The sequence below is a fragment of the Paenibacillus solanacearum genome (genome assembly GCF_910593845.1).
GTDB classification, from domain to species: domain Bacteria; phylum Bacillota; class Bacilli; order Paenibacillales; family NBRC-103111; genus Paenibacillus_G; species Paenibacillus_G solanacearum.
Genome location: NZ_CAJVAS010000008.1, coordinates 1 through 24,719 on the forward strand (window position 1 = coordinate 1; position 24,719 = coordinate 24,719).

Genomic DNA, 24,719 nt, shown 5'->3' on the forward strand with positions numbered 1-24,719 from the left:
AATCATCTACTCTCACCTACTTTTCGTGATGCCTTAATTATACAGTAAAAAAGGTACAGCCTCCTCAATTTTCTTGAAGGACTGTACCTTTTTCGTATGAAAGGACTTTTTCAGTGGCCTCGCCATTAGCGGCGTGCCTCGTTTGGCCTGGTGGTCGGACGGGAGCTCGGAGAGGATCGGCTGCGTCAGCTTCAGGCTTCGAAGGCCCCAGATCAGCAGCGGGCAGCACACGGCGGTAGCAGCAAAAGCAATGAATACGGAAAACAGTACGGGATTCACGGTAAGCACCTCGACTTTCGCATAAAGAGCGATTCATATCTTCATGCTTCATCTTTATCCGGATTGTCCCTGTTTAAAAGTGAAACTTTTAGGCGGTACATTTCCTGTTTTTGGCTGAGCCAACCGCAAATAGGCTTTGATGTTCATCCGGCAGCTTCAGCGCGCTGTGAGCCGCCGCCGCTGACTGCCGAGCTCGTGACTCGCTGCGGGTTCTATAGCAAACGGGACATTAGCCGCTGGGCAGCGGCGGAGACGGGGACGTCTTTCAGCGTAATGAGGCCGATGCGCCGGGGCGGAATCGGCGTATCGAGCCGCACCTCGAACAGCTTGCCCGAGCGCAGCTCATCCCCTATGAAATCGGTGATGACACAGGCCACGCCGAGACCGATCCCGGCAAACTGCAGCAGCAGGTCGACGCTGCCCAGTTCAAATTCCGGCCGAAGCTGGACGCCTTGACTTTCGGCATACCGGTCAACGTAGCGGCGAGTGCTGCTCCCGCGTTCCAGCAGAATGAGCGGATATTCGAGCAGCTCTTGCAGCGAAACGGCGCGGTCTGCGAGCTGCTCCCTATACCTCACGCCCGCCACGAAGCCGTCTTGAATCGCCATGCCTTCGCGGACATGGATCTGCTTGTCCTCCAGCGGCAGGTTGACGATTCCGAAATCGATGTGGCCTTCCTTCAGGAGTGCGAGCGTTTCAAGGGTCGTACGATTCGTAACCTGCAGGCGGATGGCCGGAAAATCGCGGTGAAACGACTCCAGATGCGGCAGCAAATAGTGGCGGCACAGCGTATCGCCGGCGCCGATCTTGACTTCGCCGGCCATCAACTGGTGCATTTCGCCGATTTTACGTTCGCCCGTCTCCATGAAGTGGTAAGCCTGCTCGATATATTTGAACAAAAGGTCGCCTTCTGCCGTCAGTTTGACGCCCTTGGAGGTGCGGAAGAACAGCTGGCCGCCCAATTTTTTCTCTAGCTGCTTGATCGTATGGCTGACGGCCGGCTGGGTCAAAAACAGCTCCTCCGCAGCTTTGGAAATGTTCCCGATTTTGCCGACGGTATAAAAGACACGATACCATTCCATATTGGCGATCATGACATAAACTCCTTTTATGGCAGATATAATCATTATTCATTATATTTATGGTATGTACATCCACTATAATACGGTTGAAAGCAAAATCACAAGCAGAAGGCGGGATAATATGAGTGTTACGGCGATTGTAGGCGCGAATTGGGGAGACGAGGGGAAGGGTAAAATAACCGACGCTCTGGCGGCTGAAGCCAAGGTGGTCGTTCGCTATCAGGGCGGAAGCAATGCGGGGCATACAATTATTAACGAGTACGGGAAATTTTCGCTGCATCTGCTGCCGTCCGGCGTATTCCATCCGCATATCATCAACGTGATCGGACCTGGCGTGGCGCTGAACGTAGCGGATTTGATGGCGGAGCTGGACGCGCTGGAAGCCAGAGGCGTGCCGAAGCCAGAGCTGCGCATTTCCGACCGGGTGCAGCTGGTGCTGCCGTTTCATATGCTGTTCGATCAGTTGGAGGAGGAGCGGCTCGGCGCGCGGGGGTTCGGTTCGACGCGCAAAGGGATCGCTCCGTTCTATGCGGATAAGTACGCAAAGCTCGGCATCCAGGCGGGTGAGCTGGCGGACCCAGTGCGGTTGAAAGAACGGGTTGAATCGGCGGTCGCAGCCAAAAACGTGCTGCTCACCGAATGGTACCGGGAAACGCCTATCGAGACGGAAACGCTCGTTGAACAGCTGCTGAAGGACGGGGAGAGACTGAAGCCGTATTTATGCGATACGACCGCGCTGCTCCATGAAGCGCTCGAACGCCATGAGCGGATTGTGGTCGAAGGTCAGCTGGGGGCGCTGCGCGATCCCGACCACGGCATCTATCCGTTCTCGACCTCTTCTTCAACGCTGGCCGGCTTTGCCGCCGTTGGAGCGGGGCTGCCACCATACTCGATCGATCGCGTCGTCGCGGTGGTGAAAGCTTATTCCAGCTGCGTCGGAACAGGACCGTTCGTGACGGAGCTGCACGGAGAGGAAGCCGGCGAATTGCGCGCAAGGGGTGGCGATGCAGGCGAATATGGAGCGACAACAGGCCGGCCTCGACGCGTCGGCTGGTTCGATGCGGTGGCCACTCGTTACGGGTGCCGGGTGCAGGGTGCGACCGAAGCTGCCTTGACGAACCTGGACGTGCTCGGCTACTTGGACGAAATTCCGGTATGCATCGGGTATCGGATCGACGGCGAAGTGACGGAACGGTTCCCGGTCACGGCCTTGCTGGACCGGGCGGAGCCGGTGTACACCGTGCTTCCGGGCTGGAAGGAAAACATAACGGACATACGCTCGTTCGACGATCTGCCGGAGCGAGCCCAAGCGTATGTACGGATGATCGAGGAGCAGATCGGTGTGCCGGTTCGCATGATTTCGGTTGGACCGAAACGCGATCAAATGTTCCGTAAATGAACCGAATCGGACATATTTCTCTATGATCTTCAGCGAAATGTATAGTATACTGAGAGTCGGTCTCTTCGAACGGAGACGGAAGTCAACGCTGGATCAAAGGGGACGCGCAGTATGAAATTCGATGTGGAATTCATTTCTTTTTTTGTCGTGCAAACGGATGGGGAAGAAGGACAGGGCGGCAAACGCTCCAAGCATTACGTGACGATGGACGGATACGATTATGCGGAGAGCGAGCTGAGCGCGTTTTTGGACGGAGAGTTTGCCAAGACGGCGAAGCGCAAGGCCGAGCGCAATCCGAAGGCGGAACAGGTGCCGACCAAGATCGGCATGTTCATGACCGAGCCGGGGTATGATCTGGACTCCAATCCGAACTATAATTTGTTTGCCAGGCTGCGGACAGCCTCGACGCTGGATCAGTTCATGGGACATGCCGACGAGCTGGTTACGACGTATATGGACGCCAGTGCGGTGCGAGGCGGGGCGATGTTTATCGTTCGCGCCAAGCTGAATCAATATTTCGATGAGCCGTTTTTGTTCGTGTTCAAGTGCGATTTCGAGCAAAAAATCGCGCGGATTACGGACGAGCGCAGCTTGCTGAATAAAGTGGAAATGGCGATCAACGCCAAAAACTTGAAATCGATCATGTACCCGCACATGCCGGAACCCGGCATGATGGAGGTGCGCGAGCTGAAAATTCATCAGTCGTCCCACGCCAACTATTTCGAAGACTTTCTCAAATACGTCGAGTATGAAAAATCGGTGCCGGAGCTGATGAACGAGCAGGTGCTCGGTTTCGTGCAGCAGTACGTCGAGCAAGTATACGAGGATCAGCCCGAAGTGATAGAACGGGAATTGGAAGAAATGGACCTGTGGGCGCACAGCGACAAGCGCGAGCTGCAGGAAAAGTGGGAGCCGCAGCAGGTCGTCGAAGCGGCTTCGATCATGGTCGAGCAAAAGCCGGATCTCGAGCTGAAGCTGAAGCTGGGGCATATGGCAATCAAAGCGCTGCTCGCCGACTTCGGCGACCGCCTGCATATCGCGAAGCAGGGCGAACGTTACGTCGTCGTCATGGAAGGGGACTGGCTTCAGTTTGAGCGGGGCATTTCGCCGATCGAGCTGCTTGCGCCGGAGCCGCTGGACGTGCTCGTGGAGCGGCTGAAGCGGAAGATTATGGAGGAAGAGCGGGAAGAAGTGTTCAGCTAGGGCTGCGGGGAAGACACGGGAGAGTCGAGTCGCTGGAAATCATGTATAGTTGGAATACATGAGGGAATATCATTGGAGAAACAGAAAGTGTGATAGTGGGTATAACGGTGGTATTCGTTAGGCAAACTGCACTAATTTGTGCCCAAACCGCCGATTTGAGGCTTCTTGTTGCCTAAAGCGAGTTATTCAGAGGCCTTCCCCTCTGAATAATCGGGCTAGCACTACTGCAAGTCTCTTAACGCTCGTTTGTCCCTTTTTTAGTTGGTTTAACCCAAGGAATAATGGGCTAAACCATACTATTGTTATGGTTCCATCGGGAAACGACGTCCGAAGGCTCTCCGATGGCTAAATGGCTTCAAAGGTCGCAAAGGCCTAAAATGGCGCGAATACGACAATAGATAACATTAACCGTGTTAAATCATTCAATCGCCATTAACACCAATAGAACCCATCGCGCCAATAACATCAATAAACCAATAGAGCCAATAGAACCAATAGAACTCAGTAGCCAGCAGCATCAATGGCATCGATGTGGCATAGGCACTGCGTTCCACAGCAGATAAGTAAATGGCATCCAGCACTCCATTCCAAGGAAGGGAGGAGAGGATGCCATTTACTTATTTCTATCGCGGGCACGATAGTTGTCCGCGGGGCTGAGCTGTCGTCTAACGGAAACGAAGATGCCGTAACATAACCATAAATCGCTACCTGCTCCGCTTTCGCTTGCCTTGTCCGACGACATCGAGCAGCAGCTCGCCGCTCTCCTGCGTCTCCCACGTCGCGGCGAAGCGCACGTTGTGCGAGACGCCGAGGATGTCGTAGCGCTGGGCGAGATGCTGCCGCGCCGCGCCGATGATCAGCGAGTGCAGGCGCAGCTGCTTCTCCGCGCCGAGCGCGGCGAGCTTCTCGCGCACCGGCGGCGAGATCGCGCCGACGCCGTCGGTGACCATGACGAAGTCGGCGTCATGGTAGCGGGGCTGCGCGGACACGAGCTCGATGCCCCGCCGGAGCGGGGCGTCGAAATGCGTGCCGCCGCCGAAGGCCAGCTGCGACAAGGCGTAGAACGCGGGCCAATCGGGCTTCCGCCAGTAGAGCGGACGCTCGATCAGCTCGCCGCTCGCGCCGAACAGCAGCAGCATGAAGTCGCGGCGTTCGAGCAGGCTGAACGCCGCGAACGTCGCCGTGAACAGCTGGGCGAGCCGGAGCTTGCCGCCGCGCATCGAGTAGGACGTATCGAGCATGCAGATGACGGGGCCTTTGAGCGGCTCCTCGGTCCAGCCGGAGATGTTGTACGTCAGCAGCTTGCGCTCCAGCCAGTTGACGAGAAAATACGACTCGTAGTCTTCGTCGGCCAGCAGGCTCGCTTCGGAGGGCAGCATATGCGTAATGTCGCCGGACTGCCGCAGATCGTCGTAATTTTCCGGAACGCGGGGCGAGCGGGTCTTCCGGCGCATCGCTTTCAACTGCTGTACTTGCCGCCCGACCTCCTGCACGAACGCGACAAGCTCCGGATGCCGCTTCAGCTTCTCCAGCCATTCCATATAATGGGCAAACTGTTGGCGGTGCAGCTTGCCCAGATCGCTGCCCCAGCGGCGGTTCGCGATTTGCTGGCTGGCCTGCAGCAGTTCGGATACATTCAGGCTCTCCGTCTCTTCCCGGCCGAGCGATTCCTTCAAGGAACGGCTGAGCCAGGCGCCGAGCTGCTCCTCAAGCTGCCGGAACGTCTCCTGCTCCCGGCGGGAGAGCCGGTCCAGCTGCTTCTCGCGCTGTGCCAGCTCCGTCTCCGCCTTCTGCAGCTTGAGCCGCAGCTTGTCGCGGCGCACGAAGTCGACGCGCATCTCCTCCTGCAGCGAACGGATGCGCTCCTTCAGCGCGGCGATTTCCGCCTCGGCCAGCGGCCTGCTGTCAAGCGCGGCCTGCTTCTCCTCCACGTTGCGCTTGCCCTGCTGCAGCGTGTAGCCGACGAGCTTGAGCTGCTCGATCTGCTTGTCCGACAGCCGCTCGCTCATCTGCATCGGGTCCTCGCCTTGCTGCTGCTGCCGGTCGTTCATCCCGATCGTCAGCAGCTGGCGCTCTTCCTGCTTGCGCCGCTTCACTTCCTCCTCGAAGCTGCTCGTCAGCCACATCAGCGCTTTGAGCGCCGTCTTGAACGATGCGTTCACTTCGCCTTCGGTCCGCGGATGGATCGTCCGGTAAAAGTGCTGCTGCTGCAGCTGCACGACCAGCCAGCGGTGAAACGGCGTTTCCTCGGCGCCGCGGTCGATCTCGGGGCGCTTCTGATAAAAGCACATGAAAAAATCGGCGAACAGCTCGACGGAAAACCAGGAGGTACGCGCCTTCGCCTCGCGAATCCATTCCTGCGCGGTTCGCGAGGAGTGAACGTAGCCGTCAAACACATAGCGGTCGATGCGCGCCGCACGGATGATCATATGCTTTCACCTCGCTATGCTTCCTTTTACAGCGTGTAGTCGTATTCCACGCCGGGGATTTCACGGTCGAACAGCGTGCGGTACAAGCCCTGCAGCGTTTGCAAAATACGTTCGCCCTGAATCCGCAAGTGCGTGTACTTCACCGCATATTGGGCCGTTTGCAGCAGCAGGAAATTGCGGTTGCGGATATACCCGGGCAAATCCTTCTCCCGCTGCAGCCAAAGGATCAGCTTGCCGCGCAGCTCGCGCGCCGTTTCCTCCAGCTCGAGGCGGCACTCCTCCAGGTTCGCTTTTGCCTTCTCCTGGTCTTCCTTGCTCATCCGGCCGCCGACTTCCTTCTTGAACTGGAATGCATGCAGCTCGTCCTCCTTGCCCGCCCAATGCTTGGCGATCCGGTCGTATTTGCGGATGGGCAGCTCGCGTTCCGTTTCCTGCCCGAGCGCCTCTTGAAACGCCTTCTGGAATATCTCCTGCAGCGCGGTCGCATCCTCCGGGAAGTCCCAGAGCATATGCGGGGTATAGACGGTATCCCACACATTCACTTCACTGCGCCTGTTCAGGGCGGCCGACGTTTTCCAGACATGTCCGATTTTGCGCCAGCGGCGGTCGGAGAGGGCGAATTCTTTTGCTTCCATGCTCGTTTTGAGCTGGTACAGCATATAGATCAGCGTCTCCGGAATCGTCACATCGCGGACGGCGGCCTGCACAGTCTCCGCGTCCTTCAGGGACAGCAGCGCCGGCAGCGGCTCGTCCGGCAGCTGAAACATCCGTTCGTAGCTCGACATATGCTTCAAATAACCGACCTCGTACCGGATCAGGAACCGGTCGTATAACGCGGCGAGCTGCTCGTTTTCCTCGGGAAGCTCGTTGGATGCCGCGATCAGGAAGACGAGGGGGGCTTGCTGTTTTTCCCGGCCGTTGAAGAAGACCCGTTCGTTCAAGATCGACAGCAAGGAATTCAGGATCGCGCTGTTCGCTTTGAAAATTTCATCCAGGAAGGCGAAGTCGGCGGCTGGCAAATAACCGTCCGTCTGCCGCACATACCGGTCCTGCTTGAGCTGCTGAAGCGACACCGGACCGAACATTTCATCCGGCGTCGTGAACCGGGTCAGCAAATAGTCGAACCAGCGGCCTCCGCCGAACAGCTGGGAGACCGCGCGGGCAAGCTGCGATTTGGCCGTTCCCGGCGGACCGACGAGCAGGGCGTTCTCGTGGCTCATCAAGCCGAGCAGCAGCAGCCGGATCAGCTCCTCCCGTTCCAGGAAGCGCGCCTCCAGCAGGCGGATCGCTTCCTCCATGTTGCGTTGAATGGACTGCATCTCGTTCATCGTCGTTATTGCCGCATGCCAGATGGCCCGATACCCGGACCCTTGCGCGGGCCGACAGCGCATTTCTGCATGGCCGCGTCCGCTACCGGCATGCGTACCTCCTTCGGCGAAAAATAAGTGGCATGAATATCGTTCCTATTGTAACAAACCTCCATTCTTTTCTCTAATGGGCATGGATTTTAATTCCATCCGCATTCATGCTACAATGAGCATATATTCCATGAGGACAAGGGGAGATAAGGTATGTCGGTATATTCCTTTACGGTCAAGACCATTGACGGGGAGCAGCAGTCGCTCGCCGATTACAAAGGGAACGTGCTGCTGATCGTCAATACGGCGAGCGCATGCGGTTTGACGCCTCACTACAAAGGACTGCAATCGCTGTACGAAGCATACAAGGATCAAGGCTTCGCCGTTCTCGGGTTTCCGTGCAACCAGTTTGCCGGACAAGAACCGGGGACGGAGGAGGAGATCAAGCAATTTTGCGAGCTGAATTACAACGTCACGTTCCCGATGTTCGCCAAAGTGAATGTAAAAGGGGAAAACGCGCATCCGCTGTTCCGTTATTTGGTGGATAATGTGCCGGAGCCGTACCGGACCGGGGAGATCGAATGGAACTTCGCTAAATTTCTCGTGAACAGGGAAGGCGACGTCGTGAAGCAGTTCGGCGCACGCACGGAACCGGCGTTGCTGGAAGAAGACATTGCCGCCGAATTGAAGAAGTAAGGAAACGCGAACAAGCCGCCCGTTCAATGACGGACGGCTTTGTTTGCAATCGTTTAGCGCTGGGATTGCAGATGAGTTTCCAGACGATCCCAAGTTTCGGAGATCCCTTGCTCCATGCCCATATCCAGCACCGTTTGCAGCGCTTCGGCGGAAGCGTAACGCCCCACGTTAATCAGCTTTGTCTTGCCTTCAGACTCTTCAAACGTCAATGTGACATGGGTGGAAGGCATCGTCTCGTTCTCATTGCCTTCGGCATCCGAAAAGTAGTCGACATAGACGATTTTTTCAGGCGCTGCGATTTCTTCGTAGACCGCTTTGCCCCAGGACTCCATGCCGTAGAAGTCGCCCTGATTTTTGTCGACGCATTTCATGCAGTAATGCCACACGCCGCCCGGGCGAAAATCGACGTTGCATACCGGCAGCTCCCAGCCGCTGGGTCCCCACCAATGCTTCAGATGCTCCGCCTCGGAGAACGCTTGGAACACAAGCTCGCGCGGTGCGTTGAAGACGCGCTCCAGAATCAATACCGAACCTTCTACTTTCTTGATCATTGCATTTGCCATGTGTTGTTCCTCCTCATGATTTACCCGTAGGTTTGATTTCTTTTTGCCTTAGCTTTTGTAAGTAATGGTCCAGCGCGTCGAGGCGTTCATCCCAGACGCCGCGATACGTTTCCAGCCACGCGTCCAATTGCTGAAACGGTTCCAGCCGAAGCTTGTAATGACGTCGGTTGGCATCCGCATGCACTTCGACGAGCCCCGCGTCGAGCAGGACGCGCAAATGCTTGGAGGCTTGCGGCTGGCGCAGCTGCAGCCGGTCGGCGATGTCACCGACGGTGAGCGGACCGTCGAGCAGCAGTTCCACAATGCGCAGGCGATTCGCTTCGGCCAGCGCGCTGAATGTCGTAATATCCATGATGCAAGGGTCCTTTCATGAAACGATTGCTTGCATGAGGGACGGTGCGGGATGGGATCCAACGTGCTCCGTGATTCGCGCCACCTCGATTCGCCTGTTTCGTGGGATCGTATTTGCATTCTTAATATACCCCGTTAGGAATATTCTTGTCAAGGAATATTACGTAAAAAATTTACAGCAGCCGATACTTCCATATCGAAGCGGTCTATTTGCCGCGCGGAGAACATGGCTTCCCCGTGCATGAGAACGACAAATGCGAAGCGCCGCAATTCGAATCGGCCGGGGCGCATTTCAATCCGTACAATGACAGCGCCAAGGCTCTACTGGCCGCTGTGCAATGCTGCAGCATGCGCTGGGTTCGTTCCAGACATGCGGCTGCGATTCGCGACCATAATGCTTCATACATCGTGCTTGTTCCAGAATATCGGCGGCCGCGCGGCGGGTCGGTAGGCAAGAGGCGAACGAGAGGAAGTGCCGGTTTGAACCTTGCATAAGCCGATACCTTCGGAAGCTTGCCCGGTTACTCCGCTCCGTTTTTTGCGTCGATTTGGCGCTCCCTCTTTTTCTTCCGGTCAAAAGCGTCTATAATGATGTTGAAGGATCGTGATCATCAATCTTGCAAACGTGTGCATTTACATAATGCGTGCGAGGGAGACGGGAGGCCAAAGCCATGGTAGCCATGGAACAACAAATAGAGCAGAAGTATGAGCAGCTTGGCGGCATTCTCCGGTCGATGGGGAAGGTCGTCGTCGCCTTTTCCGGCGGCGTGGACAGCGCGTTTTTGCTGAAGGCTGCGCTTGAGTATTTGGGTAAAGACAACGTGCTGGCCATTACGGCCGATTCGGAGACGTATCCGGAGCGCGAGAAGTATGAGGCGATCGAGCTGGCCAAGGAGCTTGGGGCGCATCATGAAGTCATTCATACGAGCGAGCTGAACATTCCCGGCTATGCTGAGAACCCGACGAATCGCTGCTATTTTTGCAAAAATTCATTGTTCGACCATCTAATTCCGATTGCGGAAGCCCGCGGCTACGTGAATGTCGTCTTCGGAGCGATCGCCGACGATTTGGGCGAGCACCGTCCGGGACTGCAGGCGGCGCACGAACAGGGCGTAAGGGCGCCGCTGCTCGAGGCCGGCATCAAAAAATCGGAAATTCGCCATCTGTCGCGCAAGTTCGGATTGCGGACATGGGATAAGCCTTCGTTCGCCTGTTTGTCATCGCGTATCCCGTATGGGGAAATGATCACGGCGCATAAGCTGTCCATGATCGATCAGGCGGAAGATTTCCTGATTCAGCTCGGGTTTCGTCAGGTGCGCGTGCGACAGCACGATACGCTGGCCCGCATCGAAGTGCCGGCGTCGGAGCTGGCGGAAGTGCTCGCTGTAGCAGATACGGTACATGCGAAGCTGAAGGAGATCGGGTACGCTTACGTAACGCTCGATCTGAAAGGATACCGTTCCGGCAGCCTGAATGAAGTGTTGGCGCCGGAGCAGCAGTCGATCAAAGCGGTAGCGGGTTTAAGCTAAGCGGAAGCAAACATCGGGAGGAGTCAAGTGATCATGAGCAAACCGAAAATATATATTACAAAGCGGATTCCCGCGGAAGTGCTGCACTATTTGGAGCAATATTGCGAATGCCGGATGTGGGACGGCCAAGGTACCCCGTCGCGGCAAGGGTTGCTTGACGAGCTTGCGGAAGTGGAAGGCTTGCTGACTACCGGAGGACCGGTCAATCAGGAGCTGCTGGATCGCGCGCCGAAGCTTCGCGTCGTGAGCAGCATCTCGGTCGGCTACAACCATTTTGACCTCGACGAGATGCGCGCTCGCCGTGTCATCGGCACGCACACGCCGTATGTGCTCGACGATACGGTGGCCGATCTCGTGCTGGCGCTTATGCTGTCGTCGGCGCGGCGCATTCCGGAACTCGACGCGTTCGTGAAGGCGGGGAATTGGAAGAAAGGCGCGGGACTGAGCGAAGAAGATTTCTTCGGGATGGACGTTCATCATGCGAAGCTCGGCATTATCGGCATGGGGCGCATCGGCGAGGCGATCGCCAAACGCGCGGTGCACGGCTTCGGCATGGAGCTGCTGTATTATAACCGCAGCCGCCGGCCGGAAGCGGAAGAGAAGTACGGCGCGCAGTATTGCGATCTGGAAACGGTGCTGCGCGAATCGGATTTCGTCGTCCTGATGACGCCGCTTACGCCGAAGACGGAGCGGTATATCCGCAAGGAGCATTTTGCAATGATGAAGCCGACGTCGTTCTTCATCAACGCTTCGCGCGGGCAAACCTTAGACGAAGCGGATTTGATCGAGGCGCTGCAGACCGGGCAAATTCGCGGCGCCGGCCTCGACGTGTTCGACGTGGAGCCGGTGCAGCCGGACAATCCGCTGCTGCACATGGCGAACGTGGTGACGATGCCGCATATCGGCTCGGCCACGGCGAAGACGCGCTTCGACATGGCGATGCTGGCGGCGCAAAATCTGGTCGCCGGTCTCACCGGCAAGCGGCCGCCGCATGTGGTGAAGGAGCTGCAATCGCTGGTGGAATAGACGATCGCTGCGGCGGTTTCAAAGGCTCATACCGAGTAACTTATCGGTATGGGCCGTTTTTTTGTACAATCTTAAGAAAAACTTAAATAATTCCGTACCTAAATTCTAAAAATTTATAGATATGATAACTGCATGACTACGCGAGAGCCAAAGGAGCTGACCGTCGATGCTATCGGAACCATCCGTCAAAACATCCGCCGCAGGCAAATGGATGTTTCTCAAAAAATTCATGCAAAATCCGCGGGACGTGGGGAGTATCATCCCCAGCTCGAACCGTCTGACGCATAAAATGCTCGAACCGATCGCATGGGACCGCGTACGCAGCATCGTCGAATTGGGCGCGGGCACCGGCATTTTCACAAAGGCGATCTATGAGCTGGCCCGGCCTGACTGCAAAGTCGCGATCTTCGAGAAAGACGACGAGATGCGCACTCAACTGCTGCAAACGTTCAAAGGCTTTTACTTTTGCAAAAATGCGCTCGATTTGCAAAGCTGCTTGCCGAAAATCGGAATGGCGAAGGCGGACTGTATCGTTTCGGGACTGCCGTTTGCGAACTTTGCCCGGTCCGATCGCGAACAAATCATTCAGCAGGCGCATGATTCGTTGAGCGATGACGGCGTGTTCGTCACGTTCCAGTACTCCCTGCAAATGAGAGCATCGCTGCAGCGCGCGTTCGCTCAAGTATCGGTATCGTTCGTGGCATGGAATATGCCGCCGGCGTTCGTGTACGTGTGCAGGAAAAAGGTGGTTTAATAGATGAATAACGGGAATGCGCCCTGCGTATTGATTATCGAAGATGAGCCGGAAATTCGCGATATCGTGCAAATTTTTTTGAAAAACGAAGGCTGTCTCGTGCTGGAGGCGGAGGATGGGGAGCAGGGCCTCGAGCTATTGCAAAAGCATCCGGTCGATCTGATCATCCTGGATGTGATGATGCCGCGGCTGGACGGCATTCAGACCTGCATTAAAATTCGGGAAACAAATAACATCCCGATCATTATGCTCTCCGCCAAAAATGAGGATATGGATAAAATATTGGGACTGACGAGCGGCGCCGACGATTATTTGTCGAAGCCGTTCAACCCTCTGGAGCTGGTGGCGCGAGTCAAGTCCCAGCTGCGAAGAAGTAAAATGACCGAAGCGGCAGGCAGCCTCCAGCAGGTTATCACGATCGGCGATTTAACCGTTAATATTCCGCGCCATCAAGTGACGCTCAGCGGCAAGGAAATCCCGCTTACGCCGCTTGAATTCGGCATTCTGGAGCTGCTTGGGACGCACCGGGGTCAAGTGTTCAGCGTCGATAAAATCTATGAAACGATTTGGAAAGAGCCGGTCATGCAGTCCGACAAAACGGTCATGGTGCATATCCGCAATATCCGCGAGAAGCTGCAGGATCATCCGCGCGATTCGAAATATATTAAAACGGTGTGGGGAGTAGGGTATAAGATTGATTAATCAGCCGCAATGGCTCCGCAGCCTTCGCATCCGGCTGGTGATGATGTTCGCCGCGACGCTGGTCATCAGCTTTTTTCTGTACATTCTGTTTGACTTTGCGACAAGAGATTTCCGCAAGGAATATTACATCAGCTACGAAACGAGCAAACAAGCGATAAGCGGTACGCTGGAGGCGGTCGAGCAGGAGCTGCCTCGATTGCATAACCCGGAAGCGCTTCAGTCGCTGCTGAGCCGCATCAGCAAGGAGAAGCAGCTGGACCTGCTGCTAGCCGATCTGCAGGGAAACGTCGTATACCGTTCGCCGGATGTGCGGCAAAGCGCCATCGATTTATACCAGATCGCATACGAGCAAAAGGACGCGCTGGCGCATCCCGAAGCGGGAAAGCCATTGTCGCTCATGGCACCGGTGCAGTTTCAAGGGAACAAGCTGTTTTTGGTCGTGTCGGGCCGCCTTGTCGGGGAAGCGGCTTATCGATATAAATTTCCGTATTGGTACAACGCCATAGTCGCGCTAGCCATTTTTCTGCTCGTGTTTTATTTGTTCACCTACAACAAAATGAGGCAAATTCAAGAGATGAACGCCGGCTTGGAGCGGATCGCCCAGGGCAATTTGTCCGTGCGGCTGCGGGTGCGAAGCCGGGACGAGCTTGGAGCGTTAACGGGAAATATCAACGCCATGGTTGGACAGCTTGAAGAGAAGATCGCCCAGGAGCGTTTGGCGGAGCAGACGAAGAACGAGCTGATCACGAACATTTCGCATGATTTGCGGACGCCGCTAACGAGCATCATTGGTTACTTGAGCGTCCTAAGCGGGCATAAGGAAACCCGCGAAGCGCTGCAGCCGTACATTCAGAGCGCACTGAACAAATCGAACCAGCTGAAGCAGCTGATCGATGACCTGTTCGAATACACCCGTCTGACAAGCAATCAGGTATCGCTGGATCGCAGCCGGATTGATCTGACGGGGTTGATCAATCAGTTGATTATGGAGTTCATGCCGCTGGCGGAGCAGCAGCAGGTGCAGGTGCATAGCGCCATTCCGGAGCATAGAATCGTAGCGCATCTCGACGCTGGCAAAATGGTGCGGGCGATCGATAATTTGCTGACGAACGCGCTGAAATTCAGCGTCAAGCCGGGAACGATCGACATTACGCTCCGCCAAGAGGCAAGCTCGGCGACGCTATCCATCACCAATACCGGCAATCCGATTACGGACGAGCAGGAGAAGCGGTTGTTCGAGCGGTTTTATAAAGCGGACGAATCCCGGGGCGGCCACAGCATGCCGCGCGGCTCGGGACTCGGTTTGTCGATCGCCCAAAGCATCGTACAGCTGCACGGCGGAGACATTGCGCTCAAGCGGACGGACAGGCATTATGAATTTTGCGTCCGCATTCCGCTATGATGAGACAAGCGCGCCGGCATACACGCAATGATCTGGAAGGCTATGCATGAAAAGCATGCGGAAGGTTATGCTAAAAAAATCAGAATTTATATGCATTTCGCGGGTTGAGCCGTTCTGATTCCGCGGGAAGCCGCTTCGGGCACGAAGGCGTCTTGCGGGCATACCCTACAGAGACAAGGATGAGAAACATGAACATATTGGAGACAATCACGGAAGCGATCAAACCCTTCCTGGACGGTGAGAAGCCGCCGTTAAACGCGGCGGAGGTGATGAATCTCTGGTTTTACTTGACGGCAACCGAGCAGACGCTGCGAGGCGAACAAGTATCTTTCAATATCGTGCACGATCCGGAGCTTCGCGAGGTGCTGGAAGATATGATCAATAACGTGCATAATCCGATTCGTACGGAGCTTACGCAGTTTCTCCGAGAGGAAGGCGTGCCGCTGCCGCAGTCAACGCCGGAGAAGCCGATCGGCGACTTCCGGTCGATTCCGGAAGGCTCGCGGTTGTCCGACGAAGAGTGCGCGAATTTGATGCTGTTCAATCTTGTGCTCGGGGTCAACTATGCTTGCCGGGGAATGACGGAGTCCGTCCGGGCTGACGTGGCTGCCCGATTCGCCAAGTATTTGGCGATGAAAATGGCGCTTGCCATGAAGCTGAAAAATGTGGCGAGCAAAAAAGGATGGCTGATGCAGCCCCCCGCGTTTCACCCGGAACGTCCGCTGCCGACGCAATAGAACCGGCGTGAACCGCAGCGAACGGTTCACGCTGGATGACATGGCTCTCCGCTCGTACGCAAAAAAGGCTCACCGCAAGCCGGCGGCTGCTTCAGACAGCCACTGCTTGCGGTGAGCGTTTTGTTGTTTTACTTGCCGCGGGCGACGAAATCGCCTTCCACGTCGGCAACGAGCGGAGAAGGCTCGGCGCCATAATAAAGCTTCAATTCGTGCAGCGCGCGGGTGCATCCGACGTACAGCAGCTTGGCGTCCTGCGGCGTCGCGCCGTAATATTCCGCGTCCACATCAACCAGGAGGACCGTGTCGAACTCGAGCCCCTTGGCCATATAGATCGGCACGATCGAGACGCCGCCCTCGTACTGCTGCTGGCCCGGCACGATGAGATTCACCGCGCAGCCGGCGGCGGCGAGCTCGGCGTGCAGCTCGCGGCAGCGCTCCTCCGTGCGGGCGAGCACGGCCAGCGTCCCCGCGCCCTCGCGGCTGCGGTGAGCGGCGATAGCCTCGGCCAGACGCCCGGCGAGCGCGGCGCCGCCGGCTTGTACGAGCGCCACCGGATCGCCGCTGCGGAACACCGGTACCGCGAGCGTCGGCGGCTCCGGTACGCCGTTCTTCAACACTTCGTTCGCAAAGTAAATAATTTCCATCGTTGACCGGTAACTCCGGTTCAGCGTATAGTAGCCCCGGCTGTCTTCGGGGAATTGGTCCAGCATTTCATGCCAGTCGTGAATCCCCTGATAGGCGTGAATGCCTTGCGACAAATCGCCGAGGATGGAGAACGAACCGTTCTTCGTATGCATCGCAAGCAGCGCCACCTGGAACGGCGAGAAATCTTGCGCTTCATCAATCACCGTATGATCGAACCGGAGATCGCCGTGAATGCCGTCAAAGCGCTGACGGATGTAGAGCAGCGGGGCGAAATCCTCCGTGTGCACCAGCTTCTTCTTCGCCGCCGTCCAGGTTGCTCTGCGAAGCTCCTCCGGAACGAAGGCGGCAGCTTCTTCGCTTATAAAAGCAGGGCGGCTATCCGGATTGAACAGCTCTTTATAGAACGTAAAAGGGGTGTACGCCGTCCAAGACTTCGTGTAGGCGCGCAGCTTCTCGCCCGACTTTTTCTTGTACTCTTTGCGCAGATGCACTTCCCATACTTTTTCCAGCTCGATTTCGATCCATCGCTTCATGCGGGCAAGCACGCGCTCTCTCCGTTTCATCAGCGGCTCGTGCTTATACTCCACATGGAACCATTCGCGGATCGTTGCGCGCGGCAGCTTCTTACCTTCCCACGGCAAGAAATCCGCATCCGGTACGGCTGACTGCTCATACGCATCCAGAAGGCTTTCCAGCCACTGCATATAGGCCAGTGAGCCCTTGAACCGTCCCGGCGCCGAATCGTCCATGACAGGACGCTTGGGACCGACAGCGAACCAGTAACGGAGCCGTTCTGCCGGATCGGCGAGTTTGACCTCCTGATCGAGCAATTCCAGCGCCCAATCTGCGAACGTTGTTTGCTGAATATGACCGACGCCGAGCTCGGGCAGTACCCCGGAGATGTAATCGAGGAACATGCGGCTTGGAGCGAAAATGATCATTTTTTCCGCTTTCACCTGGTCTCGGTACTGATACAGCAAGTAGGCGAGCCGATGAAGCGCGACGGTCGTCTTTCCGCTTCCCGCTACCCCTTGGATGACAAGGGCGTTGTTTTTGCCGGCCCGGATAATGGCGTCCTGTTCGGCCTGAATCGTCGAGACGATATCGCGCAGCTTGTTGTCCTTGTTCTCGCCCAGCCGGTAAAGCAAAAATTCGTCGGTGACCGCCATGGCATCGCCTTCGCGGTCGAACGTATCGACGACGCGCTGCAATATTTGTTTGCGGATGACGAGGTTTCGCTTCAAGTAGACGAGACCCTCGATCGCGCCTTCAGGCGAATCGTATACGGCCGATTCCGTGCCGCCGGTGAAAGAGTAGAACAGGCTGGCGACCGGCGCGCGCCAATCAATGACGAGCAGCTCAGGCGAATCCGCCTTTTCCACGCCGAACTTTCCTATATATAACGGGGTTGGTCCCGCTTTGCCGGATTCATGGAAATCCAGCCTGCCAAAGTACGGCTCAGGCATCGCCTGCGACAAATTGCGCCGCTTGCCTTCGCGAATCGATTCCAATACTTGCTCGGTCAAATCCGAACCGGTGTATACCGGAGTGGCACGGAGCGCCTCCAGATGCGCATCCATATCCCGTATCGTATGATTCAACTGTTCCAATTCCTCTTGATAAGCGTTCTGCAGACCGGATTCCACTGTCCGATACCCCCAATCATTGGTAAATCCCTGAAAATGACAGGGATATACTATATCATAACTTCTTTCCCCATGGCAACAAAAACTCGCGATATGCATGGAGCCGGGCGTATGCATCGCGTCCGTTTGCTTATTCAATGGCGCGTTCTCCTGGATATGCATTGTCAATCAGCCGTCGTCTCCAACTGGAACGGTTCGGGTAAAAATGTGTCGGCTGCTCTCTATGCGGTTCCCTATCCGAAAGCTCGTGAATACATATGGAGCAACAACTTATCGGGATGGGGAGTCGGCATGATCCTTACTTTATTGCGCATGAAGAAACGGAGAGCAAGACAATTATTGCCGCGTGTGGCGGCGACAATACCCGTCAGCGGCCCGGTGGTCGCCGAAGCCGTGAACTCGGTGACCAACCGTATCTATTTCCTTGACGACAAAAGCCGCATGCTTGTGCTGGACGGCAATACGAATAAAGTGATCGCAACGGTGAAGACGGGAAGACTGCCTTTCAACCTGGCCGTCAATCCGCGTACGAACCGTATTTACATTACCAATTTTTTTGACGGTACGGTCTCCGTGATCAACGGCCGTACGAACCGCGTCATCGCGACGGTCAAGGTGGGCGAACGGTGCGACAATATCGCGGTGGATCCACGCGCCAACCTTATTTATGTGGCGACCATATCGTTAACTTCCCCCAATGGGCAGCTCGTGGTCTTGAACGGCAGTACGAATCGGGTTCAGACAAAAATACCATTTACCGGCCGTCCTTCTCAAATCGTGGTCAACCCGGCGGCCCGCCGCATTTATGTGACCAATACATCCGAAGATACCGTTTCCGTCATTGACGGGAACAATCACGCGTTTCTGGCCACCGAAAAGGTGGGAAGGAACCCGGTCATCAGGCCGGTGCTCAATACAAGAACGAACCGGCTGTATATCGCCAACAACTTAAGCCGGTTTTACTCCGTCCTGAACCTCCGAACCCATAAAGTCCGGAACGTCCGCATCGGCCGGCTGCAGAGCGAAATCGAGCTTAATCCGATCACGAATCGGGTGTATATCACGAGCGCCCAAATTACGTCCAAGGGACGGCTGTTTGCCGTGAACGGCGGCACGAATCGCGTGATCAGCACGCTGACGATTCCTGCTTCTACAAGCATGACGGTCAATCCGAAGACGAACCATTTGTTTGTTGCCGAACAACCGGAGAGCGGTACCGCTCCGCTGACGGTTTACAATGGCAGTACGCTGGAACGCGTCGCGCTGCTTCGTCTTGGAGAGGGGCCCAGGGGGTTTGTGCTGAACCCGCAGACGAATCGCATTTATATCGGAGGGGACACCATCATTACCGTCATACAAGATTAGTCACTCCCGGGTGACGCATTTTCCGATAAACGCCCGCCGCTTTCTGTACAGGCAAGCCGCGGGCTGTTTTTTGGAAAATTAAAGGATTTGCGATATGATGGAACCGTATGGCGGTAGCTGCCAAAATCCCGTAGGGTTACCAGGAGGCTGAACGTTATGGATTACCGGATCGAACGCGATACGATGGGAGAAATCCGCGTCCCGGCGGACAAGCTGTGGGGCGCGCAAACACAGCGAAGCAGCGAAAATTTCCGGATCGGTACGGAGCGCATGCCGATGGAGGTCGTCAAAGCTTTTGCGCTGCTCAAAAAGGCGGCGGCCGAGGCGAACCGTAAGCTGGGTAAGCTCGAACCGGACAAGGCGGAGGCGATCAAGCAGGCGGCCGACGAAGTCAGGGCCGGGCAGTGGGACGAGCATTTTCCGCTCGTTGTTTGGCAGACGGGCAGCGGCACCCAGTCGAACATGAATGCGAACGAGGTGATCGCAAGGCGCGCCACACAGCTTTTGGAGGCGAAGGACAGCGAGCTTCGCATCCATCCGAACGATGACGTGAACCGCTCGCAGAGCTCGAACGATACGTTTCCGACGGCAATGCATGTGGCCGGCGTCATCGCGGTCGAAGACCGGCTGCTGCCTGCGCTTCAATCGCTCAAGGAGACGCTGCGTGCGAAGATGGAAGCTTTTGCGGATATCGTCAAAATCGGGCGCACGCACTTGCAGGACGCGACGCCACTGACGCTTGGACAGGAAATCAGCGGCTGGTGGGCGATGCTGGACAAGACGGAGCGTATGATCACGCAAAGCGCGGAAACGATGAGGGAGCTGGCTATCGGAGGGACGGCGGTCGGCACCGGCCTGAACGCGCATCCGGCGTTCGGCGACAAGGTGGCGGAGGAGCTGTCGGCGGAAACAGGGAAGACGTTCGCCTCGGCGGCCAACAAGTTTCACGGGTTGACCAGCCACGATCAAATCGTCTATACGCACGGAGCGATCAAGGCGCTGGCGGCCGACTTGATGAAGATCGCCAACGACGTACGCTGGCTGGCAAGCGGTCCGCGATGCGGCATCGGCGAGATTACGATTCCCGAGAACGAGCCGGGCAGCTCGATCATGCCGGGCAAAGTGAATCCGACGCAAAGCGAAGCGCTGACGATGGTCGCGTGCCAAGTGATGGGCAACGACGCTGTGATCGGGTTTGCGGCAAGCCAGGGCAATTTTGAGCTGAACGTATTCAAGCCGGTGATCATCCATAACTTCCTGCAGTCGGTGCGCTTGCTGGCGGATGCGATGGATTCGTTCAACGAGCATTGCGCCGCAGGCATCGAGCCGGACCGTCAAGTGATCCAGCGTTACTTGGACGAGTCACTGATGCTCGTCACGGCGCTGAATCCGCACATCGGATACGAGAAAGCGGCTTCCATCGCGAAGACGGCGCATAAGGAGCGGCTGACGCTGAAGGATGCGGCCGTGCGAAGCGGTTATTTGACGGCGGAACAGTTCGATCAAATCGTGCGGCCGGAAGACATGATTCATCCAAAAGCTTAAGCATACCATATGTGAACGATAAGCGGGACTTGGCCATGACGCCAGGTCCCTTTTTCAATATGGGGGAATTGGACTATGGTCAAGTTGCTGCGACTCGGGATGGACACCGAACCCGAGTGTGTTTTGGTGCCGCACGGGATTGTCGGCCCCAAGGCGCCGGGAGAAGGATTGATTGAGCACTCCGATCTCTGTACACATAATACGGTTTTGTTTTGCCTGCCTCCTCTTCCAGCCGCAACATAAGCAGACAACAAATGGAGAATACTAACGCGAGCGGTATGGAATTTCCATCAGGATGGAGGCTGGGACGTAATGAAAAAGTGGATTTCAGGATGCATGATCTGCGTATTAGCCGTTGTTCTCGCGCTTTCGGGCTGCGGCAAGAAGCCGGCGGCGCCGGACAATACGGCGGGAGGCACGAATCAGGGGGCCGGCGGCAGCGCCGGAGCAGGCGGGAACCAAGCCGGCGCCAAGTTCAATATCGGCATGGTGACGGACATCGGCGGAGTGAACGACAACTCCTTTAACCAAAGCGCCTGGGAAGGCTTGCAAAAGCTGGAGAAGGATACGGGCACCAAGGTGAAATATTTGCAGAGCAAAAGCGATTCCGAATACATTCCGAATTTGAATCAAATGGTAAAAGGCAACTTTCAGCTCGTATGGGGGATTGGTTTCATTATTGGGGATGCGATGAAGACGGTTGCTACGCAAAATTCGAACGCGAAGCTGGCGATTATCGACAACGTGGTCGATGCGCCGAATGTGGCCTCCGTTACCTTTGCCGAGAATGAAGGCTCGTATCTTGTAGGCGTTGTTGCCGGGTTAATGACAAAGACGAACAAGATCGGGTTTATCGGCGGGATGGACATCCCGGTGATTAAGCGGTTCGAGGCCGGATTCAAGGCAGGCGTAGCGGCTGCCAATCCGAATGCCAAGCTGTCGGTCAACTATACCGGGGCATTCGATAAACCGGATGCCGGCAAGGCGGCCGCCGCCACCTTGTACAATGATGGAGCGGATATTATTTTTCATGCGGCGGGCGCTACTGGAAACGGCGTATTCAATGAAGCGAAGGACCGGCTGAAAGGCGGTAAAAAAGTATGGGTCATCGGCGTCGACCAAGACCAGTCCAAAATGTTCGGTGACGACGTCACGCTGACATCGATGATGAAGCGCGTCGATCTGGCCGTGCACCGCATATCGAATGATTTGATTAACGGCAAGTTCGAAGGCGGTCACACGGTCGTGCTCGGCCTGAAGGACGATGGTGTCGGCTTGCCGGCGGACGCTGCAAAGAATGTACCGGAAGACGTATTGAAAAAAGTCGATGAGTACAAGCAAAAAATTGTCAAAGGCGAAATCAAGGTTCCGGAATCATGAGCATCAAGGTGGACATGCGAGGCATTACGAAGCGGTTTCCCGGCATCGTAGCGAATGACGGGATCAGCTTGACGCTGCGGGAGGGCGAAATTCTCGCCCTTCTCGGCGAGAACGGCGCGGGCAAGTCGACGCTGATGAACATCTTGTTCGGCTTATATCAGCCGGATGAAGGTGAAATCCACGTGAACGGCAAGCCGGTCACGATTCCGAATCCGGGCGCGGCGATCGCGCTCGGCCTTGGCATGGTGCACCAGCATTTCAAGCTTGTCCAGCCGTTCACCGTGACGGAGAATATCATTCTCGGCATGGAGCCGAAGCAAGGGCTGCGCGTGAACTACCGGGCCGCCGAGAAGCAGGTAGCCGAGCTGTCCGACCGGTACGGACTGAAAGTCGATCCGCGCGCCCGGGTGGAGGACATTTCGGTCGGCATGCAGCAGCGCGTCGAAATATTGAAGACGCTCTACCGAGGGGCGGACATCTTGATATTCGATGAGCCGACCGCCGTTCTGACGCCGCAGGAAATCAGCGAGCTGCTCGATATTATGCGGAAGCTGGTCGCCGAAGGGAAATCGATCATTCTGATCACCCACAAGCTGAAGGAAATCATGTCGATTGCCGACCGCGTCACGGTCATTCGCCGCGGCAAGGTGATCGATACGGTGCAGGTGAAGGAGACGAACCCAGATGAGCTTGCCGCGAAGATGGTCGGGCGTGAAGTATCGTTCCGTCTCGACAAAGCGGAGCGGAAGCCGGGCAAGCCGGTCTTGTCCGTCCGCGAGGTGACGGCGCGCGGCGCAAACGGCCTGCCCGTCTTGAGCGGCGTCACGCTCGAGGTGCGCGGCGGCGAGATTGTCGGGCTGGCCGGCGTTGACGGCAACGGACAGAGCGAGCTGATCGAGGCGCTGACCGGGCTGCGCGGCATCGACAGCGGCAGCGTTCTGTTGAACGGCGGCGAGATGGCCGGCCGGTCCCCGCGGCATATCGCCGAAAGCGGGCTTGCGCATATTCCGGAAGACCGTCACAAGCGGGGCCTTGTGCTCGACTTTCCGATGAGCGAGAATATGGTGCTCAAGTCGTATTACACCGCCGCTTATAACCGCGGCGGATTCCTCAATTACGCCGCAATCGACCGGCAGGCGCAGCGCCTGATCACGGAGTTCGACGTCCGCACGCCGGGCACGCACACGCCGGCGCGCGCGTTGTCGGGAGGCAATCAGCAGAAGGCGATCATCGCCCGCGAGGTCGATCAGGACCCCGATCTGCTTATTGCCGCGCAGCCGACGCGCGGGCTTGACGTCGGGGCGATCGAATTTATCCATAAACGTCTTCTGGAGCAGCGCAATAAAGGCAAGGCTGTGCTGCTCGTTTCGCTGGAGCTTGACGAAATATTGAAGCTGTCCGATCGGATTGCAGTCATCTATGAGGGCCGCATAGTCGGCGAGGTCGATCCGGAGCGGACGACCGACCGCGAGCTCGGCTTGATGATGTCGGGCTCCACAGCGGGTCACGGTCCTAGGCCAGCGAATCTGATCTCCGGAGGTGAAGCGCATGAATAAAGCGATTCGCGTCATGTCCGCCGACTCGGCACTTGTCCCGCTCGTCGCCATCGTGCTCGGGCTGCTCGTCGGCGCGCTTATTATGCTGGCCGGAGGGTACAATCCTTTGACGGCGTATGCGTCGCTGCTCGAGAAAGTAGTCGGTGATCCGTATAATATCGGGGAAACGATCCGGGAAATTACGCCGCTGATCTTCACCGGCTTGTCCGTCGCTTTCGCCTTTCGCACCGGCTTGTTCAATATCGGCGGAGAAGGCCAGGTCATGATGGGGATGACCGGCGCGGCGATCGTCGGTGTCAAGGCGAACTTGCCGTTCTGGCTTCATGCGCCGCTGGCCGTTATCGCCGGCGCGCTGCTCGGGGGATTATGGGGCGCGGTAGCCGGCTATTTGAAGGCGAAGCGCGGCGTCAATGAGGTCATCACGACCATTATGCTGAACTGGATCGCGCTCTACTTGGCGAATTATATCGTCAGCCACTTTTTGCTCCAGCCGGGTCAGCAGCGCTCCTATATGATCCGCGACACCGCATCCGTCAGCTTGACGGCGATCAGCGCCATGCTGGGCGACGCGCGTCTGCATTGGGGCATCGTCATCGCGCCGCTGGCCGCGGTCGTCTTCTATGTCCTGCTGTGGCGGACAAGACAAGGCTTCGAGCTTCGTGCCGTCGGCCACAGCCCGACGGCGGCCGAGTACGCCGGCATGAGCGTAGGCGCCAACGTCGTAAAGGCGATGTTTATCGGGGGCGTCTTCGCCGGGCTTGCCGGCGTCTTCGAAATTCTCGGCGTATTCCATTATCAAGTGCTGGCCGCCTCTTCCCCAGGCTACGGGTTCGACGGTATCGCCGTTGCGCTGCTCGGCGGCAACCATCCGCTCGGCGTCGTACTGGCCGCAGTATTGTTCGGCTCGCTCACGTACGGCTCGGCCGGCATGAGCTTCGGCGCCGACGTGCCACCGGAAATTATCCGGGTCATCATCGGGACGGTTATTTTCTTCGTTGCCTCGCATGGCATCATCCGCTGGATTTTGCGGTTGGTGTCGGGCAAACGCAAATCGGGGGAGGTGGCATAGCTC

21 protein-coding genes and 1 pseudogene are annotated in these 24,719 nt (G+C 56.7%); 15 read left to right on the plus strand and 7 right to left on the minus strand.

Translation table 11 applies throughout. The annotated features are described in order from the left end of the window. Positions 1-120 precede the first annotated feature (120 nt). A pseudogene (locus KXG62_RS34630) lies at positions 121-279 on the minus strand (phospho-N-acetylmuramoyl-pentapeptide-transferase); the annotation flags it as partial. Positions 280-491: 212 nt separating this feature from the next. Beyond that, a complete protein-coding gene (locus tag KXG62_RS11130) occupies positions 492-1,373 on the minus strand; it encodes a LysR family transcriptional regulator (RefSeq protein WP_218092038.1) in 882 nt (293 codons plus the stop codon). Between the two features lie 109 nt (positions 1,374-1,482). Between KXG62_RS11130 and KXG62_RS11135 the strand changes: the two genes are divergently transcribed. Continuing rightward, complete coding sequence (locus KXG62_RS11135) at positions 1,483-2,760, plus strand: adenylosuccinate synthase (protein WP_218092039.1); 1,278 nt, start codon at positions 1,483-1,485, stop codon at positions 2,758-2,760. A gap of 111 nt (positions 2,761-2,871) precedes the next feature. Beyond that, entirely contained in the window at positions 2,872-3,963 is a 1,092-nt protein-coding gene (locus tag KXG62_RS11140) for a DUF3900 domain-containing protein (RefSeq protein ID WP_218092040.1), read from the plus strand. Between the two features lie 704 nt (positions 3,964-4,667). Here KXG62_RS11140 and KXG62_RS11145 read toward each other — a convergent pair. Together KXG62_RS11145 and KXG62_RS11150 are read right to left on the minus strand one after the other, a co-directional pair. Beyond that, on the minus strand, positions 4,668-6,392 hold the full coding sequence (locus KXG62_RS11145) for a vWA domain-containing protein (protein ID WP_218092041.1): 1,725 nt from the start codon (positions 6,390-6,392) through the stop codon (positions 4,668-4,670). Between the two features lie 26 nt (positions 6,393-6,418). Then, the gene (locus KXG62_RS11150; protein ID WP_218092042.1) at positions 6,419-7,720 is read right to left on the minus strand and encodes an AAA family ATPase; all 1,302 of its coding nucleotides are present in this window, start codon (positions 7,718-7,720) and stop codon (positions 6,419-6,421) included. A 243-nt stretch (positions 7,721-7,963) separates the two neighbouring features. Between KXG62_RS11150 and KXG62_RS11155 the strand changes: the two genes are divergently transcribed. Next, entirely contained in the window at positions 7,964-8,446 is a 483-nt protein-coding gene (locus KXG62_RS11155) for a glutathione peroxidase (protein ID WP_218092043.1), read from the plus strand. A 53-nt stretch (positions 8,447-8,499) separates the two neighbouring features. Here KXG62_RS11155 and KXG62_RS11160 read toward each other — a convergent pair whose 3' ends face one another. Both KXG62_RS11160 and KXG62_RS11165 read right to left on the minus strand, forming a co-directional pair. Beyond that, positions 8,500-9,009, minus strand: a complete 510-nt coding sequence (locus KXG62_RS11160; protein WP_218092044.1) for an SRPBCC domain-containing protein — start codon at positions 9,007-9,009, stop codon at positions 8,500-8,502. 13 nt (positions 9,010-9,022) lie between these two features. Further along, positions 9,023-9,361, minus strand: a complete 339-nt coding sequence (locus KXG62_RS11165; RefSeq protein WP_218092045.1) for an ArsR/SmtB family transcription factor — start codon at positions 9,359-9,361, stop codon at positions 9,023-9,025. A 209-nt stretch (positions 9,362-9,570) separates the two neighbouring features. On the opposite strand from KXG62_RS11165, the gene KXG62_RS34635 reads away from it, so the two are divergent. The 7 genes from KXG62_RS34635 to KXG62_RS11200 all read left to right on the plus strand — a co-directional run bounded on the left by KXG62_RS34635 (position 9,571) and on the right by KXG62_RS11200 (position 15,510). Next, the gene (locus KXG62_RS34635; protein ID WP_425517342.1) at positions 9,571-9,855 is read left to right on the plus strand and encodes a superoxide dismutase family protein; all 285 of its coding nucleotides are present in this window, start codon (positions 9,571-9,573) and stop codon (positions 9,853-9,855) included. Between the two features lie 176 nt (positions 9,856-10,031). Continuing rightward, the gene (gene larE, locus KXG62_RS11175) at positions 10,032-10,889 is read left to right on the plus strand and encodes an ATP-dependent sacrificial sulfur transferase LarE (protein ID WP_218092046.1); all 858 of its coding nucleotides are present in this window, start codon (positions 10,032-10,034) and stop codon (positions 10,887-10,889) included. Positions 10,890-10,922: 33 nt separating this feature from the next. Continuing rightward, a complete protein-coding gene (locus tag KXG62_RS11180) occupies positions 10,923-11,915 on the plus strand; it encodes a 2-hydroxyacid dehydrogenase (RefSeq protein WP_218092047.1) in 993 nt (330 codons plus the stop codon). A gap of 166 nt (positions 11,916-12,081) precedes the next feature. Further along, complete coding sequence (locus KXG62_RS11185) at positions 12,082-12,669, plus strand: class I SAM-dependent methyltransferase (protein ID WP_218092048.1); 588 nt, start codon at positions 12,082-12,084, stop codon at positions 12,667-12,669. Positions 12,670-12,672: 3 nt separating this feature from the next. Next, complete coding sequence (locus KXG62_RS11190) at positions 12,673-13,371, plus strand: response regulator transcription factor (RefSeq protein WP_218092049.1); 699 nt, start codon at positions 12,673-12,675, stop codon at positions 13,369-13,371. Then, positions 13,364-14,773, plus strand: a complete 1,410-nt coding sequence (locus KXG62_RS11195) for a sensor histidine kinase (RefSeq protein WP_246627398.1) — start codon at positions 13,364-13,366, stop codon at positions 14,771-14,773. Before KXG62_RS11190 ends, KXG62_RS11195 begins: the two co-directional genes overlap by 8 nt. Before the next feature lie 188 nt (positions 14,774-14,961). Beyond that, positions 14,962-15,510, plus strand: a complete 549-nt coding sequence (locus tag KXG62_RS11200; RefSeq protein WP_218092050.1) for a DUF3231 family protein — start codon at positions 14,962-14,964, stop codon at positions 15,508-15,510. A 128-nt stretch (positions 15,511-15,638) separates the two neighbouring features. Here KXG62_RS11200 and KXG62_RS11205 read toward each other — a convergent pair whose 3' ends face one another. After that, entirely contained in the window at positions 15,639-17,801 is a 2,163-nt protein-coding gene (locus KXG62_RS11205; RefSeq protein ID WP_218092051.1) for a HelD family protein, read from the minus strand. Positions 17,802-18,092: 291 nt separating this feature from the next. On the opposite strand from KXG62_RS11205, the gene KXG62_RS11210 reads away from it, so the two are divergent. From KXG62_RS11210 to KXG62_RS11230, 5 genes are all read left to right on the plus strand, one after another. Beyond that, positions 18,093-19,166: a YncE family protein gene (locus tag KXG62_RS11210; protein ID WP_218092052.1), complete on the plus strand. Its 1,074-nt coding sequence runs from the start codon at positions 18,093-18,095 to the stop codon at positions 19,164-19,166. 156 nt (positions 19,167-19,322) lie between these two features. After that, positions 19,323-20,711, plus strand: a complete 1,389-nt coding sequence (gene fumC, locus KXG62_RS11215) for a class II fumarate hydratase (RefSeq protein ID WP_218092053.1) — start codon at positions 19,323-19,325, stop codon at positions 20,709-20,711. 312 nt (positions 20,712-21,023) lie between these two features. Further along, complete coding sequence (locus KXG62_RS11220) at positions 21,024-22,091, plus strand: BMP family lipoprotein (protein WP_218092054.1); 1,068 nt, start codon at positions 21,024-21,026, stop codon at positions 22,089-22,091. Next, positions 22,088-23,647: an ABC transporter ATP-binding protein gene (locus tag KXG62_RS11225; RefSeq protein WP_218092055.1), complete on the plus strand. Its 1,560-nt coding sequence runs from the start codon at positions 22,088-22,090 to the stop codon at positions 23,645-23,647. The genes KXG62_RS11220 and KXG62_RS11225 overlap by 4 nt, the downstream gene beginning before the upstream one ends. Beyond that, positions 23,640-24,716 carry an ABC transporter permease gene (locus tag KXG62_RS11230; RefSeq protein WP_218092056.1) on the plus strand — a complete coding sequence of 359 codons (1,077 nt, stop codon included), beginning with the start codon at positions 23,640-23,642 and terminating at the stop codon, positions 24,714-24,716. Before KXG62_RS11225 ends, KXG62_RS11230 begins: the two co-directional genes overlap by 8 nt. Positions 24,717-24,719: the final 3 nt, after the last annotated feature.